This is a genomic window from Shewanella sp. SM87, assembly GCF_025653705.1.
Taxonomy (GTDB): Bacteria; Pseudomonadota; Gammaproteobacteria; order Enterobacterales; family Shewanellaceae; genus Shewanella; species Shewanella oncorhynchi.
Map to the genome: position 1 here is coordinate 48,124 of NZ_JAKKSC010000005.1, position 15,485 is coordinate 63,608.

11 protein-coding genes and 6 tRNA genes are annotated in these 15,485 nt (G+C 44.5%); 12 read left to right on the top strand and 5 right to left on the bottom strand.

Annotated features, from left to right (window positions below; all coding sequences use genetic code 11):
- Positions 1-317: 317 nt before the first annotated feature.
- The 10 genes from L5M11_RS05490 (at position 318) to L5M11_RS05535 (ending at position 7,751) form a co-directional block, all read left to right on the top strand.
- Positions 318-2,315, top strand: a complete 1,998-nt coding sequence (locus L5M11_RS05490; RefSeq protein WP_263185790.1) for a methyl-accepting chemotaxis protein — start codon at positions 318-320, stop codon at positions 2,313-2,315.
- A 178-nt stretch (positions 2,316-2,493) separates the two neighbouring features.
- Positions 2,494-2,584, top strand: a tRNA-Ser gene (locus tag L5M11_RS05495).
- 714 nt (positions 2,585-3,298) lie between these two features.
- Positions 3,299-3,389: transfer RNA gene (locus tag L5M11_RS05500), tRNA-Ser, on the top strand.
- A 418-nt stretch (positions 3,390-3,807) separates the two neighbouring features.
- Complete coding sequence (gene uvrY, locus L5M11_RS05505; RefSeq protein WP_006082070.1) at positions 3,808-4,452, top strand: UvrY/SirA/GacA family response regulator transcription factor; 645 nt, start codon at positions 3,808-3,810, stop codon at positions 4,450-4,452.
- A gap of 103 nt (positions 4,453-4,555) precedes the next feature.
- A complete protein-coding gene (gene uvrC, locus L5M11_RS05510; RefSeq protein WP_263191580.1) occupies positions 4,556-6,385 on the top strand; it encodes an excinuclease ABC subunit UvrC in 1,830 nt (609 codons plus the stop codon).
- A 47-nt stretch (positions 6,386-6,432) separates the two neighbouring features.
- On the top strand, positions 6,433-6,981 hold the full coding sequence (gene pgsA / locus L5M11_RS05515) for a CDP-diacylglycerol--glycerol-3-phosphate 3-phosphatidyltransferase (RefSeq protein WP_028759642.1): 549 nt from the start codon (positions 6,433-6,435) through the stop codon (positions 6,979-6,981).
- Positions 6,982-7,195: 214 nt separating this feature from the next.
- Positions 7,196-7,271: transfer RNA gene (locus L5M11_RS05520), tRNA-Gly, on the top strand.
- Positions 7,272-7,315: 44 nt separating this feature from the next.
- A tRNA-Cys gene (locus L5M11_RS05525) sits at positions 7,316-7,389 on the top strand.
- Between the two features lie 49 nt (positions 7,390-7,438).
- Positions 7,439-7,525: transfer RNA gene (locus L5M11_RS05530), tRNA-Leu, on the top strand.
- Between the two features lie 139 nt (positions 7,526-7,664).
- A tRNA-Leu gene (locus L5M11_RS05535) sits at positions 7,665-7,751 on the top strand.
- 467 nt (positions 7,752-8,218) lie between these two features.
- On the opposite strand, the gene L5M11_RS05540 is transcribed toward L5M11_RS05535, so the two are convergent.
- Together L5M11_RS05540 and pepE are read right to left on the bottom strand one after the other, a co-directional pair.
- Entirely contained in the window at positions 8,219-9,802 is a 1,584-nt protein-coding gene (locus tag L5M11_RS05540) for a glucan biosynthesis protein G (RefSeq protein ID WP_242068355.1), read from the bottom strand.
- Between the two features lie 452 nt (positions 9,803-10,254).
- Complete coding sequence (pepE, locus tag L5M11_RS05545) at positions 10,255-10,968, bottom strand: dipeptidase PepE (protein ID WP_263191582.1); 714 nt, start codon at positions 10,966-10,968, stop codon at positions 10,255-10,257.
- A 435-nt stretch (positions 10,969-11,403) separates the two neighbouring features.
- On the opposite strand from pepE, the gene htpX reads away from it, so the two are divergent.
- Positions 11,404-12,267, top strand: a complete 864-nt coding sequence (gene htpX, locus L5M11_RS05550; RefSeq protein WP_006082065.1) for a protease HtpX — start codon at positions 11,404-11,406, stop codon at positions 12,265-12,267.
- 116 nt (positions 12,268-12,383) lie between these two features.
- On the opposite strand, the gene L5M11_RS05555 is transcribed toward htpX, so the two are convergent.
- Complete coding sequence (locus L5M11_RS05555) at positions 12,384-13,319, bottom strand: LysR family transcriptional regulator ArgP (RefSeq protein ID WP_107947972.1); 936 nt, start codon at positions 13,317-13,319, stop codon at positions 12,384-12,386.
- Between the two features lie 125 nt (positions 13,320-13,444).
- On the opposite strand from L5M11_RS05555, the gene L5M11_RS05560 reads away from it, so the two are divergent.
- On the top strand, positions 13,445-14,062 hold the full coding sequence (locus L5M11_RS05560) for a LysE/ArgO family amino acid transporter (RefSeq protein WP_028759646.1): 618 nt from the start codon (positions 13,445-13,447) through the stop codon (positions 14,060-14,062).
- A 244-nt stretch (positions 14,063-14,306) separates the two neighbouring features.
- Here L5M11_RS05560 and bcp read toward each other — a convergent pair whose 3' ends face one another.
- The gene (bcp, locus tag L5M11_RS05565) at positions 14,307-14,774 is read right to left on the bottom strand and encodes a thioredoxin-dependent thiol peroxidase (protein WP_113940881.1); all 468 of its coding nucleotides are present in this window, start codon (positions 14,772-14,774) and stop codon (positions 14,307-14,309) included.
- A 3-nt stretch (positions 14,775-14,777) separates the two neighbouring features.
- Complete coding sequence (locus tag L5M11_RS05570; protein ID WP_028759648.1) at positions 14,778-15,329, bottom strand: glycine cleavage system protein R; 552 nt, start codon at positions 15,327-15,329, stop codon at positions 14,778-14,780.
- Positions 15,330-15,485 lie beyond the last annotated feature (156 nt).

The window sequence follows — 15,485 nt, forward strand, 5'->3', positions numbered from 1 at the left end:
AGTGCAGCTCCTGCGCCATATTCACTAGAAAGGCCATCAGTAATGATGGCCTTTTTGTTTGTGCAATTTGAACCCTTGGGTTCCTGATTTGAAGCGGAGCTCCTCCGCCATATTCACGAGAAAGGCCATCAGTAATGATGGGCTTTTTTATCCGCGCTTCTCATTTATGGTCTACACTAAGTTTGTGGCCAAGTTAATGGTTTTTATGGCCTTTAAAATTTGCACTAGGATGGTGCGACGTATGATTCTCGACAGTCTTGGATCATACGGCCGAGCAATTCTCCCATCTGGGTGACTTATTTTAAGTAGAGAAAGCTATGTTGTTACCTACACGTATTTCGCAGCGGCTCACAATGGGCAGTGTAGTGCTGCTTCTACTGACCGGGCTCGCGGTTTTTGGTGTTATGTCACTTCGAGGGCAGCCTCGAGTGGTGGCGGCGAGTCAAGAGTTAATTGAGCAAACGGGTAGCAGTATCGTAAGGCAACTCGCCCTTAAGTTGGCAAGCATTGAGGGGATTACTTTAAGCCTTGCACACCTCGCCGAAGTGTTGCCCCACGAGCAAGCTCTTTATCTTAATTCTTTACCTAATCTAATTGATAACAATGGCGATCTCACTATTGCTGGGGGTGGGATCTGGCCTGAGCCAGATAAATTCGTCGCTGGGAGTGTCCGCCACAGTTTTTTCTGGGCCCGTGGTAGCGATAATCTACTGGCTTATTCGGATGACTATAATGCGCCATCTGGCCCTGGGTATCATAATGATCCTTGGTATACGGGCGCGCGGACTAGCTCAGTATCTCAATGTTTATGGTCAGAGGCTTATCAAGATCCGGTTACAAAGGTGGCTATGGTGACATGCAGTGTGCCATATCGTCTCACGGGGACATTTGCTGGGGTCGCAACGATAGATTTAAAACTTGATGATTTAGCCAAATTTTTAACAGAACATGGCAATGTAACTGACGGTTATGCTTTCGCTTTAGACCAAGCGGGTAATATCTTACATTTTCCTGAAACGAATAAGTCCGACACTATGTTACGTTTTACGGATATCGTCGCGCAGTTACCTTGGCTTGCCCCCGTTGAAACTGCACTTAAGCAAACCTCAATCAACAAAGTGGTGTCTGTAAGCTTAAATAAGGATGGAAGACTTAATCAGGCGAGTGAAGTGAGCCTTTTTGTGATGCCTGATACCGGATGGGTGATTGGCCTTGTGACGCCTAAAACGCGAGTTACAGGGCTTGCCCGTGAGCTAACCTTTGATATTTTATTGTTTTTATTACCATTGCTCACCATTTTACTTTCTCTGGCTTGGTTATCGGGTAAAAAACTGTTGGCGCAACTTGAGGAAACCACAGATCAAATTGCTTCCCTTGGGAGCGGTAGTTTGGGGGCGAATGTTGAGCTGCAAATTCAGCGGGATGATGAGATTGGCGCTTTGCGCCGAGCCGTAAACACCTATGCAGGGACGTTAAGGGCAATGTTAGATCTGATCACTCAAGAAGCGAAGAAAATTCAATTTGAGGCAACGCAATTAAGCGGACTTAGCCGTAAGTTAGCTCAGCGCGCAGAGCAACAGCGGCTGGAGAGTGCACAATTAGCCGCTGCGATAACGCAAATGTCTTCAAGCGCCATGGAAGTCGCGAATAATACCAATGATTGTGCTGCAACTGCGCAATCGTCTTTGATTGTAGTGCGAGAAGGGCAAACCCGTGTTGCAGCCAGCAATACTTCTATTGAGGCATTATCAGGAGAAATTGCCAACGCAACTAAGGTTATATCCCAATTGGCCCAAGACAGTCAAAAGGTGGGTGCTGTATTAGATGTGATTAAGGCGATTTCTGAGCAGACTAATTTGCTCGCTCTCAATGCGGCAATTGAGGCAGCTAGAGCGGGCGATCAGGGTCGTGGTTTTGCAGTCGTTGCTGATGAAGTTCGAACCCTTGCGGGGCGAACTCAAGATTCCGCCAATGAAATTAGTACCATGATTAACGCTTTGCAATCGGCTTCGCGCCTCGCTGTGCAAGCAATGCAAGCTGGGGAGTCCCGCACTGTCCATGCGGTTGCGGAGGCCGAGGGCGCTGCCAATTCTCTATCGAGTACCGTACAAAGTTTCGATGATATTTCACAGCGTGCCCAACAAATCGCGTTAGCTGCTCAGCAGCAAAGCCAAGTCACTCAAGAGATTAATGAGTTGGCAGTGCGAATAAATAGCATTAGTGAAGATAACTCCCTCGATGCAACGGCGCTTGATGTGTTAAGCCTTGAGATGCAGAAACTATCTGACCGTTTAATCAATATCAATCGAGCTTAGTCTTAATATAGTGTGAAGTGTGCCACCTTAAAATGGCGCTTCAACTGATAAGGGATTCAAAGATAAGTTGAATAACGCGATATTTTTAAGCGGATTGGATGTAGATTGACCATGTAGATTGTTTCTTTAAATTAAGGGTTTACAGCAGAGTAGTAGATAGCTATTATCTCGCTCGTTCGGAGGGGTGGCAGAGTGGTTTAATGCACCGGTCTTGAAAACCGGCGTGGGTTTATAGCCCACCCAGGGTTCAAATCCCTGCTCCTCCGCCATATTTACGAGAAAGGCCATCAGTAATGATGGCCTTTTTTGTTTGTGCAATTTGAACCAAGGTTCCTCATTCTAAGTTCAGCTCCTGCGGCATATTTAGTCAAAATGTTGCTAAGCAATTAGCGGCATTTTGCATTCATACCGTTTGAACCCTTGGGTTCTTGATTTGAAGCGCAGCTCCTCCGCTATATTCACGGGAAAGGTCATCAGTAATGATGGCCTTTTTTGTTTGTTTAATTTGAACTAAGGTTCCTCATTCTAAGTTCAGCTCCTGCGACATATTTAGTCAAAATGCCGCTAAGCAATTAGCGGCATTTTGACTAAATATGTTTGAACTCTTGGGTTCTTGATTTGAAGCGCAGCTCCTCCGCCATATTCACGGGAAAGGTCATCAGTAATGATGGCCTTTTTTGTTCGTGCAATTTGAACCAAGGTTCCTCATTCTAAGTTCAGCTCCTGCGACATATTTTGTATTCATACCGTTTGAACCCTTGGGTTCCTGATTTGAAGCGCAGCTTCTGTGCCATATTCACGGGAAAGGCCATCAGTAATGATGGCCTTTCTTGTTTGTGCAATTTTCATTTCAGTTTTCTCATCCTAAGCCCTTTGTTGTTCACGGCTTTCGATTTAAGTGAATATGAAATAGTCAATCAACACTATTAACCATAAATTTAAGTTTACAGTGGCGACAGAGATAGCTATTATCTCGCTCGTTCGGAGGGGTGGCAGAGTGGTTTAATGCACCGGTCTTGAAAACCGGCGTGGGTTTATAGCCCACCCAGGGTTCAAATCCCTGCTCCTCCGCCATATTTTTACAAAAAAGGCCATGTTTATTCATGGCCTTTTTTGTATGTGAAATTTGAACTAGGGTTCTCCATTCTAAGCGTATCTCTTCTGCTATTTTCACGTGAAAGGCTATCAGTAATGATGGCCTTTTGTTTTTCTTGAACTGAAAAATTGTCTATATTTGCTGGATATTTTGATATCGATTTAACAGGGATTTTAGGCTGGTCATTCTGGGGTTATTGCTTCGTTTTTAAACGCTTTTTATTGGTATGCTATTCTGGAATCCTTCCTTTAAATATCATCTAGTTAACAATGTTGAATTTATGCTTTGCGAAATGGGGTTGTTGGGCTAAATTAGCCCTATGAACTCGTTATCCGTTTGCCATGTTGCTTTTTCTAACACACGGATCGAGCTGTAAATTGTAAAAGGTGGGTTAAGTTGATTTCGATATATTTGGTTGACGATCATGAGCTTGTGAGAACTGGGATCCGCCGCATCTTGGAAGATGAACGTGGGATCAAAGTCGTGGGCGAAGCCCCTGATGGTGAGACTGCTGTGCAGTGGGCTCGCCAAAATGAAGCGGATGTGATCTTAATGGATATGAATATGCCTGGGATGGGCGGATTGGAAGCCACTCGAAAAATTTTACGATATCAACCCCATGCAAAAATTATTGTATTAACTGTACACACGGAAGATCCGTTCCCAAGTAAGGTGATGCAGGCTGGTGCTTCGGGCTATTTAACAAAAGGAGCGACGCCGCCGGAAGTATTGCAAGCGATACGTCAGGTCTCTCGCGGACAACGTTATTTGTCCCCAGAAATTGCCCAACAGATGGCGCTGAGTCAGTTTAATCCTGCCGATGAAAACCCGTTTAAGTCTTTGTCCGAGCGCGAGTTACAGATCATGTTGATGATCACCAATGGCGAGAAGGTTAACGATATTTCTGAGCAACTGAACTTAAGTCCTAAAACCGTTAACAGTTACCGTTATCGTTTATTTGCTAAGCTGGGGATCAGTGGTGATGTCGAACTAACGCGGTTAGCTATTCGCTATAAGATGTTGGATGCTGGCCATTTTTAATGGGAAGTGGATTGCGTTGGTCGATGACTTTAATCTAGCGAGTTCTTGGGTTATATGTTCCTATGTTGTTTGTGTTAAGTCTCCAAAACTGTGGGTGTGAATGATGTCTAATGAATTTAACGCCCAAAGTTTCTTACGTACTGTTTCATCCTCCGCTGGGGTTTATCGCATGTATGACGTCAAAAATGACGTCATTTATGTGGGTAAAGCCAAAGATCTTAAAAAACGGCTCACCTCGTATTTTCGTAAAAACCTCGGTAATGTTAAGACCCAAGCCTTAGTTTCACATATTCACCATATTGATGTGACGCTGACCCACAGTGAAACGGATGCTCTGTTGCTTGAGAATGATTACATCAAGCAATACATGCCAAAATACAATGTGTTGTTGCGTGATGACAAATCTTACCCTTACATCTTATTAAGCCAGCATGAGCACCCAAGGCTTGCCTATCATCGTGGTCCGCAGCGGGAAAAAGGCCACTATTTTGGTCCTTATCCCAATGGCGGTGCTGTGCGTGAAAGCCTGCATTTGATGCAGAAGCTGTTTCCTATTCGTCAATGTGACGATCTTTACTACAAATCGCGCTCACGCCCTTGTTTGCAATATCAACTGTCTCGCTGTAGCGCGCCCTGCGTGGGCAAAGTCAGTAACGCTGATTATGATGAGCAAGTGAAATTAGCCAGCCTGTTTTTAAAGGGGAAAGATCAGCAAGTGATCAGCGCCTTGGTTGATAAAATGGAACTTGCGGCTGAGCAGCAAGCCTATGAACAGGCTGCACGATTTCGCGATCAGATCATGGCGCTGCGTAAAGTTGCCGAGCAACAGGAAGTCTCTAATAATAAAGGCGATATGGATGTTATTGGGGTGCATTATGCGTCAGGCATCGCCTGTTTCCACCTGCTATTTATCCGCGAAGGTAAAATTTTTGGCAGTCGTAGTTATTATCCTTCAGTGCCAGCCCAAACTGATATGGATGAGGTGCTACGCTCCTTTATCCTACAGTTTTATTTAAATGCAGATATTCAACGCACTATTCCAAAAGAAGTGGTGATTAGCCATAATTTTGAAGAATTACATGAACTTGAAGCGGCAATTTCAGAGGCGCTAGATAAAAAGTTTTCGATTAAGACCAATGTTCGCGCCGACAGGGCGAGCTTCTTACGTTTAGCCGTGACCAATGCGACGAATGCAGTGGTTACGCGCCTATCCCATAAGAACACCGTCGAACAGCGTTTTGTGTTACTCGAAGAAATCTTAGAGTTGAGTGGGCCTATCCAGCGGATGGAATGTTTCGATATCAGTCATACCATGGGGGAAAGCACCGTTGCCTCCTGTGTGGTGTTTAATCGCGAAGGGCCGCATAAAGGCGAATATCGTCGTTATAATATCGAGGGTATTACGCCGGGCGATGATTACGCGGCAATGAAGCAAGCGGTAAGCCGCCGTTTCGATAAGATTGAGGTAGGCGGTAAAATCCCTGACATTTTGTTTATTGATGGTGGGCTAGGGCAGTTGCGTATTGCTCAAAAGATAGTGGATGAAAAGTTTGTTCATTTGGATAAAGCACCGCAGCTTATTGGGGTGGCAAAAGGTGAGGGCCGTAAACCTGGGCTTGAAACCTTGATCTTAGGGGATACCGAAACCAGCTTTTCCCTCGAAGGGGATTCGCCAGCACTGCACCTTATCCAACATATTCGTGATGAATCCCATCGATTTGCAATCACTGGCCACCGTAACCGTCGCCAGAAAACCCGTAATACTTCAACACTGGAATCGATTCCAGGTATTGGTCCTAAACGCCGTAAAGCTTTGTTACAGCATTTAGGAGGCTTGCAGGAAGTGAAAGGTGCAAGTGTGGCGGAATTAGTCAAAGTACCAGGGATCAGCATAGAAATGGCACAAACCATTCATGATGCATTGCGAGGGTGATAAAATTAAGGCAAGATTGGCGCTGCTTTTGACTAACTGGTTTGATCATGCCGTTTAACTTACCTATAGCATTAACTCTTTTCAGGCTTTTTTTACTGCCCATTTTTGTGGTGCTGTTTTATTTACCCTATGACTGGACCCCTTTTGTTGCCGCATTTACCTTTTGGCTCGCGGCGTTAACGGATGCATTAGATGGTTATGCTGCCCGTAAATTGAAACAATTAACTCGTTTTGGCGCTTTTCTTGACCCAGTCGCTGATAAGTTGATGGTGATTACAGCTTTAGTTTTGTTGGTCGATCAATACGCGAATATCTGGCTGACATTACCCGCCCTGTTTATGATAGGTCGTGAGATTGTCATTTCAGCGTTGAGGGAATGGATGGCTGAAATTGGTAAACGTGGTACTGTCGCCGTGTCTTGGATTGGTAAATATAAGACGGCTGCGCAAATGGTGGCAATTATTGGGCTGATTTGGCAATACAATCCTTTAATGACGAATGCCGCATTTGTACTGTTATATATCGCCGCTGTATTAACGTTTTGGTCAATGATGAGTTACATTTTAGCCGCTTGGAAAGATCTTACCGCTGAATAGTGCAATAAAAAATCAAAGAGATTATTTAGTGTGCAAGCAGTAAGTTATCGATAAAACAGCGGTTGACACTGGGTGGTAAATCGGTAGAATGCCACCCCGTAGACAAGAGGCAATGTGCAAACAAAGTCTTAACGTTACCAAATATTGATGTTTGATATTAGCTAGGTAATAAAGTGAAATGCTTTGTTTATCTGAGTGACTAGTAAAACAAGATGCGACATTAGCTCAGTTGGTAGAGCGATACCTTGCCAAGGTATAGGTCATCGGTTCGAACCCGATATGTCGCTCCAATATTTTTAAAGTCTAATTCTACTCAACATGAGTTAGCAACTATGGCGCGATGGCAGAATGGCTATGCTGCGGATTGCAAATCCGTCGATCTCGGTTCGACTCCGGGTCGCGCCTCCATAGATTAAAGTATTAATGACACGATTCCCGTCGTTAATATAATGAGTTTGCCCGAGTGGTGGAATCGGTAGACACAAGGGATTTAAAATCCCTCGCTGGTAACAGCGTGCCAGTTCAAGTCTGGCCTCGGGTACCATTATTTTGATAGTGATGGTAAAAATAAAGTCAGAATTTTAAATCGGCTTTTATTAAAGATTTGATTGTTGTACTAAGCGTTAGCTACATAGAGTTAATAATATTTTTGACATGATTCCCGTCATGAATATTCAGAGTTTGCCCGAGTGGTGGAATCGGTAGACACAAGGGATTTAAAATCCCTCGCTGGTAACAGCGTGCCAGTTCAAGTCTGGCCTCGGGTACCAAAAAAGAAAAAGCCTCGATATTTATATCGAGGCTTTTTTGCATTTAGATTTCTACTTTTAGTCGGCATTCTTTGTGAGGGGTTTAAGGTCAAACTTGACTGACGCACTTAACGTACTGCTTACTTTAGTTCGCAGAGGTCCTTGCGGCGACGCACATCAGGAGAGGCTAATAACCCTAAACTCACATAATAGTGCTACGTTTTAAGCTGATAGTGTCATTTTGAAGTAAGCCAGTAGTTATGCTGGCAGAGAAGTCGAGCGATAAGGTATGGGATTATGTTTGCTGAAAAGCAGGTCATGAGTTTTTAGCCTTGGCTTGTTCTATTTATGCTAGAGATAAAACCTATAAATAGTAAGCCTATAAATAAAACCCTAGGCATAAAAAAGCGCCAGTAAATACTGGCGCTTTTTATTCACTTACTCGGTCAGTTTATGTTTGTTAGACAGTGATACTGGTGAATATCAGTTTACTGCCAATCATCGCTATTCCAGCGGTACAGCCAAGTCGCTGCAAGTGGTTTATCGTCTTTCTTAAGCTGTATTCTCAGTTCGGCTACATTGGTACTTTCTGGTTCGAAGCTGATAAATACTCGAGCGCCATTGATGTCTGGGTGGGCGACAATCCGAGACGACAGGATTTTACCTTTGCTGATGCTGGCATCGATGATAATTTTATCAATGTCTTGCGGCTTGATGTTACTGAAATCGATAAGTAATTCTTTGCCTTTTGCTAATACTTGCCCCTTAGTACTGCGGACAACACGTGCTTTTGACGCCGTAGAAGGGCTGTCGTTTGAGGCTGTTATGCGATAGGAGTATTTATAGGGCTGATCCTTTTTTAGTCCGCCTTGCGGCTCCCAATAGGCAACTATGTTGTCGTTGGTTTCAGCATTAGAGGGAATTTCAAGCAACACTAGTTGGCCTTTGCCCCAATCATTGAGGGGTTCAATCCATGCAGAAGGTCGAAGTTGATAGTTTGCACTCAGATCTTGATAGTCTTCAAATTTACGATGGCGCTGGATAAGACCAAACCCTTTTATATCTTCATCGCCAAAAGCACTGATCTGCAGTTTGTTAGGATTATTTAATGGGCGCCATAGGCGTTCGCCATTACCGCGATCGATTTGTAGGCCATCGGAGTTATGTACTTGTGGGCGGTAATCGGGTTTATCTGAGTTATCGAGTCCGCCAAAGAGGAACATAGAGGTCAGCGGTGCAAGACCCACATGCTGGATATCTTTGCGTGGGAATAAGGTTACATCCACTTCGACACGTGATGGTGAACCGGGATAAATACCAAAACGATAGGCGCCAGTGACACTTTGGCTATCTAGCAGAGCATGAACCACGATTGCCGTCTGATATTTAGATGGGCGCTCAACCCAGAAACGCTTAAACAGGGGATATTCTTCACCTTTTGGCTGGGCGACATCAATCGCTAAACCACGATTAGATAAGCCATAGGTTTGCCCTTTAGAGAGCACGCGAAAATAGCTTGCACCTTGAAACATGATGAATTCATCTTTTATTTCATCATCATTGATAGGGTAATGTAAACGCACACCCGCGTATTGGCCCACTTGAGTGATGAGTTTTTCAATGGTGTCGTTAGGGACATCGAACGAAGCTTCTGTTAGCTCAATTGGAATAGCTTTGCTGTTTTCGACCACGTCGATATCGACAAGGTTTTTATAGAGAAAGCCTGGAGCAAAAAGTTGTACCGAAAATTTGGTCGGTGTTCCACCCCAAATCGCGGCATTTTCTTGGTAATTGATTTTGCCATAGGTCGCGAAATCGAGATCAACCAGTTCTTTAGGTGCTTTTTTCGCTTCTTTAAATGGTTTTTGCGACAGTTGTTGAGCGAGTTCAATAACTGTGTCTTGGGAGAATTTTTTAGATTTCTTCTCTGGTGCAGGCGTTGGTGTTGTCTCTGCCGCTGCGGCATTGACGTTGTTTATGCCGACGACATAGACGATGGCGGTCAAGATGACAAAAGGTAGTTTTTTGAGTAATGCCGGATAACCGGTAGGGTAATTCATCATAAGATTCATTCGCAAAATGGAAACTCCTTACTAAAATGACGCTGATTCATAGGCACAATGTATGCTTCAGTCTATCTAATCCCTAAATATTAATAACTTGTCTGCTATAAAATCCTCAGTCGTGGGATTCGAGTAGCTGAGGTGAGGGATAATTTTACCTGCGTAGCTAGAGATTTGTAACATAAATTATGCTTGGCGCTACTTTAGGTGCCGTTCTCAATACTTTGCGGTGTGATTTTACGATAAGTAATCGCAATTGGTACTGCAGTAAAAACTGTCTTGGCTGAGCTAACACTGTTCTCATTGAATTCAGTGGCGTTTTTACACAAAATTGGCGCAGTTGAATCGAGAGTGTTAATTAAAATTTTATAATATCAAATGGTTAATCTTAACTATTGCTAATGAGTGATTCAGGCTCACGGTTTTAACTATGAGCCCATTTAGATATGTTAACGTGGATATTAGGACTTGAGTAAGTGCGATAGGTCACTGCCCACAGGAATTAGGATCTCTTGCTGCTCACCACTGAATAAATACGCAGGTTTGTCACCTAAGAGTGATAGTGTGTCTCCTTGTCGCCACAAAGCTGAGCCTTCAACTATGCCGATCACTGGGGTTAATGGGTCGACTTTAGTGAATTCTAATAATCGCTGGGCACGGGTTTCACCATTGTGGCCCGGTGCTTGGTAATTGGAATAGTGTGGATTGAGCTGGAACGGCACTAAGTTTAATGCGTTGAACGAAGGCGGTTCGATGATCGGCATATCATTAGTGGTGCGAATACTCAGTCCCGATACGTTTGAACCCGCACTCCAGCCGATATAAGGTTTACCAAGGGCGACTTGCTCACGAATAAGCGCGACCAGATCATAATGATATAGTTGGTGTAACAGGTGAAAGGTGTTACCCCCACCGATTAAAATTCCATCGGCATCTTTTATTGCTTGTTTAGGATCTGGATGCTGATGAATACCACTGATATCGAGTTCAAGCTCAGCTAACCCAGTCACGACAGACGCTAAATAAGTGTCATAACTCATGCTAACCCCTGCATAGGGGATAAAAATCCATTTTTGTGCGTTGGCGGTGAGCGGTTTAATAAAAGGGATCGCGTGGGCAAGATAAGGCGTATCACCGACACGAGAGCTGCTCAGTAGTAGGGCGTTGATTGTCATTTTGTATCCTGAAATCTCGGAGTGTATTGGTATGTTAACAAAGATTAATTCCGATAAACATAGAGAGTTAAAGCAGAATTGCGCTCTAGCACGGCTAGCAGCGGTGTTTTTCAAGATAGTTATCCCCACCAAGATGGAGCGTTCGGGGCATTCTACTTCTGTGTGGCATCAATGCAAAAGTCAGTGGTTGATGCGCCTTGAATTAAAGCTCTCAGAACGCGATGAAACTCGTCTCTTGAGGTTGCTTGGGCATAAGTTTAAGTTTCGATTAATATACTGTCCCTAGACTCTCGGCCATGAAAGGCAGTGTCTATATACGAGAAAGATAACCTATTTTAAAAACTCTTTTCTTTTACCACTTGAATTTCGATGATTTGGACATATTATGTCTTTGAACAAAGTTAAATGGCCTATTCTTGCCCTAAAGGAGCTGAAATGAAGCGTATATTTCTATTGATTGCGACTAACCTAGCTGTGTTGCTAGTAGCCTCAATTGTGATGTCTATTCTAGGCGTGAACACGTCTACTATGGGTGGACTGCTGGTGTTCGCTGCCATTTTTGGATTCGGTGGGGCCTTTATCAGCTTAGCCATTTCAAAATGGATGGCGAAAAAGACCATGGGTTGTGAAGTCATCACCACCCCACGTGACAGTACCGAACGTTGGTTAGTGGAGACGGTTGCCCGTCAAGCTAAGCAAGCGGGGATTAAAATGCCAGAAGTGGCGATTTATCAATCGCCTGACATGAATGCGTTCGCTACAGGCCCAAGTAAAGACAATTCATTAGTGGCTGTCAGTACGGGTCTATTATATGGCATGAGCCAAGATGAAATTGAAGGCGTATTAGCCCACGAAGTTAGCCACGTTGCTAACGGTGATATGGTGACCTTGACACTGATCCAAGGTGTGGTAAATACCTTTGTGATCTTCGCGGCCCGCGTAGTTGCTGGCATTATCAACAACTTTGTATCGAGCAATGATGAAGAAGGCGAAGGTTTAGGCATGTTTGCTTACATGGCCGTTGTTTTTGTACTGGATATGTTATTCGGTATCTTGGCTTCAATTATCGTCGCTTACTTCTCACGTATTCGTGAGTATAAAGCCGATGAAGGTGCGGCACGTTTAGCGGGTAAAGGTAAGATGATTGCTGCGCTTGAGCGTTTACGCCAAGGTCCTGAAAGTACGGCAATGCCTGCACAAATGTCAGCCTTCGGTATTAACGGCAAACGTTCAATGGCGGAAATGATGATGAGTCATCCTCCATTAGAGAAACGTATTGCTGCGTTAAGAGCGAGCTAATAAAGAGTGAGTTAACTCTTAACTCTTAAATGTTAAATCTGAGTCTTTAAGACTCACTTGATATTAGATTGAAGGCTTTTAACATCGGGCTCAAACTTTGGTTTGAGCCCGATTTTTTATGCCTGCAGCAAATTATGCTGCGCGGTTGCCGCAAGGGCACGGTAAACCAGTGTCGTTTGTTTTGCTTTGATATTCCAATGCTGCCAAAACAGCGGCACGCGCATGCGCCGTTCTGGGGTGATCTCAATCAGTATCCCTTTATCGATTAATGGTTTAGCTTGTAAATGCCCAACGAGCCCATAACCTAAACTCAAGTTAATCGCTTCTAAAAAGCTCTCGGAAGAGGGGATAGTATGTTGCCACCATTGCCCTGGCGTCATATTGAAATACTGGGCGAGAAACTTCTCATGCAACTTATCTTTGGTGGAGAACACTACCGCTGGCGCCTTTGCTAACTGAGCTTGGTTGATGGTGTTGAATGACGAGGTGTCACTAAATGATGGAGTGTCGCTCAGATCGCTAAAATAGCGCGCGGCAAATTCGGGCGTGGCCACACAAAGGTATTCCATGGTGCCTAAAAACTCACTGCTGCAACCCGCCATCGGCACTTCGGTTGTGGTGACACATCCGACCGCTTCACCATTTTTCAATAGATGATGGGTGTAAGACTCATCATCGACAATTAATTCCAATAACCAAGCGTGGCGACTGAACATGCCTGCTAGCGCAGGTAAAAACCACGTGGCCAAACTGTCGGCATTCACAGCGATGCGCACTGTGGTTGGATGGTTGGGATCGTCGGCGTCCATCTCGGCTCTTAATTCACTCTCGAGCAATTGTACCTGTGAATAGTGACGCAGCAGGCGCTTACCTGTGGGCGTTGCGACCACAGGATTGGAGCGAATAAGCAGTGACTGACCGACTTTTTCTTCAAGTTGTCGAATACGCTGTGATACAGCCGACTGAGTAATGTGCAGCACTTTAGCGGCGCGGTCGAAGCCGCCTTCTGAGACTACAACGGCGAGCGCTTTGAGATTGGCGTATTCCAGCATAGTCATCCTTAATCGATCTGTGTTTGATGGTTATTAATTTTACTTATGATACATAAAAAACATTAGTTATATTAATTTTGTTGTTTTGACTATGCTAGCGCCTTCTTTGAACATGAGAGGTGGTTATGCAAGCGGCATTTATACAGGGTATGGGGATTGGTGGGAGTTTGATTATTGCTGTGGGCGCGCAAAATGCCTTTGTGCTCAAGCAAGGCATCAAGCGCTCATACCCGTTACCGATTGCCTTGCTCTGCTCTATCATTGATGCGCTGATGATCACTGCGGGTGTAGCGGGGCTAGGACATATTATTGAGTCGTTTCCCACTATTAAGCATGTGGCGAGTTTCGGTGGCGCCGCGTTTCTACTTTGGTATGGTGCGAATGCGCTAAAGGCGTCGTTTGTGGCTAAGGGCATTGAGATGGATCAGGCCGATAATGCGGACACATTTAAGAAAGCCGTACTGACGACGCTTGGGATCAGTTTGCTTAATCCGCATTTGTATCTTGATACTGTGGTGTTGCTCGGCAGCATTAGCACTCAATTTGATGATTTCGATCGGCCTTGGTTTGGCGCGGGTGCTGTACTGGCATCATTTATTTGGTTTTTTGGCTTAAGTTTTGGTGCGCGTTTGTTAGCGCCCATTTTTACTCGCCCAGCGGCATGGCGTTACCTTGACCGTTTTATTTGGTTAACCATGTGGAGCATTGCCGCTGCGATTATTTGGCCCTATGTGGCAGGATAAACCGACGTTGTGATGCCATAGAATACGGGCATAGCTGAATGCTTTTGCGGTTTTTTGCTCGGTTAGACCGTATCTTGTGATATGAAAGTGAAAATTTTTCATGAAAAAGGTCCTGATTTCAGGACCTTTTCGTTATCGATTGCCGATTATTTATTCAGGCTACCAAAATCAACTGACAACGTTTACACTTTTGTGCCGATTAAAGCAGCAGCTTGAAGCCTTGTATTCGTCGTCATATTAGTCATTAACCCGCGATTTGCGCGAGTACGACTTCATGGTGATCTTTGGTTTTAAACTTATCGAATACGTGGGCGATGGTGCCGTCGGTATTGATAAGGAAGCTTAATCTGTGGATGCCATCATAGGTTTTTCCCATGAATTTCTTTTCACCCCAGACCCCAAAAGCGTCGGCGACACTGTGGTCTTCATCGCTCAGCAAAGTGAAGTTGAGTGCTTGTTTCTCTGCAAATTTAGCCAGTTTAGCCACAGGATCTGGGCTAATGCCAAATACAGTGACATTATGACTATCGAGCTCGGCTTTACTGTCACGTAGACCGCAGGCTTGAACTGTGCAACCCGGCGTTGATGCTTTCGGGTAAAAATACACTAAAACAGGGCCTTGCTTAAGGCTGTCAGCCAGCGATACTGAGTTGCCATGTTGATCTTGCAGTGTAAAGTGAGGCGCTTTTGCCCCAGCCGTTAAGGTATTCATCTATTATCCTCTGTCCTCTAAGATGGCAGTGCCTTCCATACGACGAATAGTACAATCTAAGGTCATATCTTGGGCGAGCTGATAGATACTCTGTTCGAGCTTTTCTAGTTCAACTTTTTCAGGAATATTAATGGTTAGCGACACATTTTGCGTTTGTTCACCACCGGGGAGTTCCTCAGAAAATGAACGTACTGCGGCAAGATCTAATGACCTGTCAGCAAGGAACTGGGTAATACGTTTAATGGTGCCGCGTTGGTCTTTACCCGTAAAGCGTACTTCGAGGCGAGAAAGGTAGTTTTGTGGTGTGTGTTTAGAGGTGCGTTTCATCACCGTCAGCAGTTCTAACTCAACGCTGAGACTGGGGAACATACTTTCAATTTTCGTTATTGATGCCCACGAGCCAGACAACATCATGATCAGGGTAAATTCGTTACCAAATAATGCCATACGGCTGTCGACGATATCGCAGTCACAGTCACTGGCAAGTCGAGCTAGTTTACTTACAAGTCCAGGACGGTCGAGACCCATCGCTGTTACGACCAGGAAATTGGTCATGAATTTTCCTCACTTTTTCGATATCATAGAGCGAAAACTCAGGGTTAAAGCTGAGTTTTTGTGCGGGATGTAATGCTACCATAACTAATTCAATTTGAGAGCCCCGTTAATGCTTGTCATTAGTGGTTGGCATCAGTACCATAGCGAATCCTGAAA

Bases quoted from the DNA above. Each gene is read 5' to 3' on its own strand.
- bcp (WP_113940881.1), bottom strand. From the start codon at position 14,774: ATGAATACCTTAACGGCTGGGGCAAAAGCGCCTCACTTTACACTGCAA.
- pgsA (WP_028759642.1), top strand. From the start codon at position 6,433: ATGCCGTTTAACTTACCTATAGCATTAACTCTTTTCAGGCTTTTTTTA.
- L5M11_RS05555 (WP_107947972.1), bottom strand. From the start codon at position 13,319: ATGCTGGAATACGCCAATCTCAAAGCGCTCGCCGTTGTAGTCTCAGAA.
- L5M11_RS05540 (WP_242068355.1), bottom strand. From the start codon at position 9,802: ATGAATCTTATGATGAATTACCCTACCGGTTATCCGGCATTACTCAAA.
- L5M11_RS05570 (WP_028759648.1), bottom strand. From the start codon at position 15,329: ATGACCAATTTCCTGGTCGTAACAGCGATGGGTCTCGACCGTCCTGGA.
- pepE (WP_263191582.1), bottom strand. From the start codon at position 10,968: ATGACAATCAACGCCCTACTACTGAGCAGCTCTCGTGTCGGTGATACG.
- uvrC (WP_263191580.1), top strand. From the start codon at position 4,556: ATGTCTAATGAATTTAACGCCCAAAGTTTCTTACGTACTGTTTCATCC.
- L5M11_RS05490 (WP_263185790.1), top strand. From the start codon at position 318: ATGTTGTTACCTACACGTATTTCGCAGCGGCTCACAATGGGCAGTGTA.
- htpX (WP_006082065.1), top strand. From the start codon at position 11,404: ATGAAGCGTATATTTCTATTGATTGCGACTAACCTAGCTGTGTTGCTA.
- L5M11_RS05560 (WP_028759646.1), top strand. From the start codon at position 13,445: ATGCAAGCGGCATTTATACAGGGTATGGGGATTGGTGGGAGTTTGATT.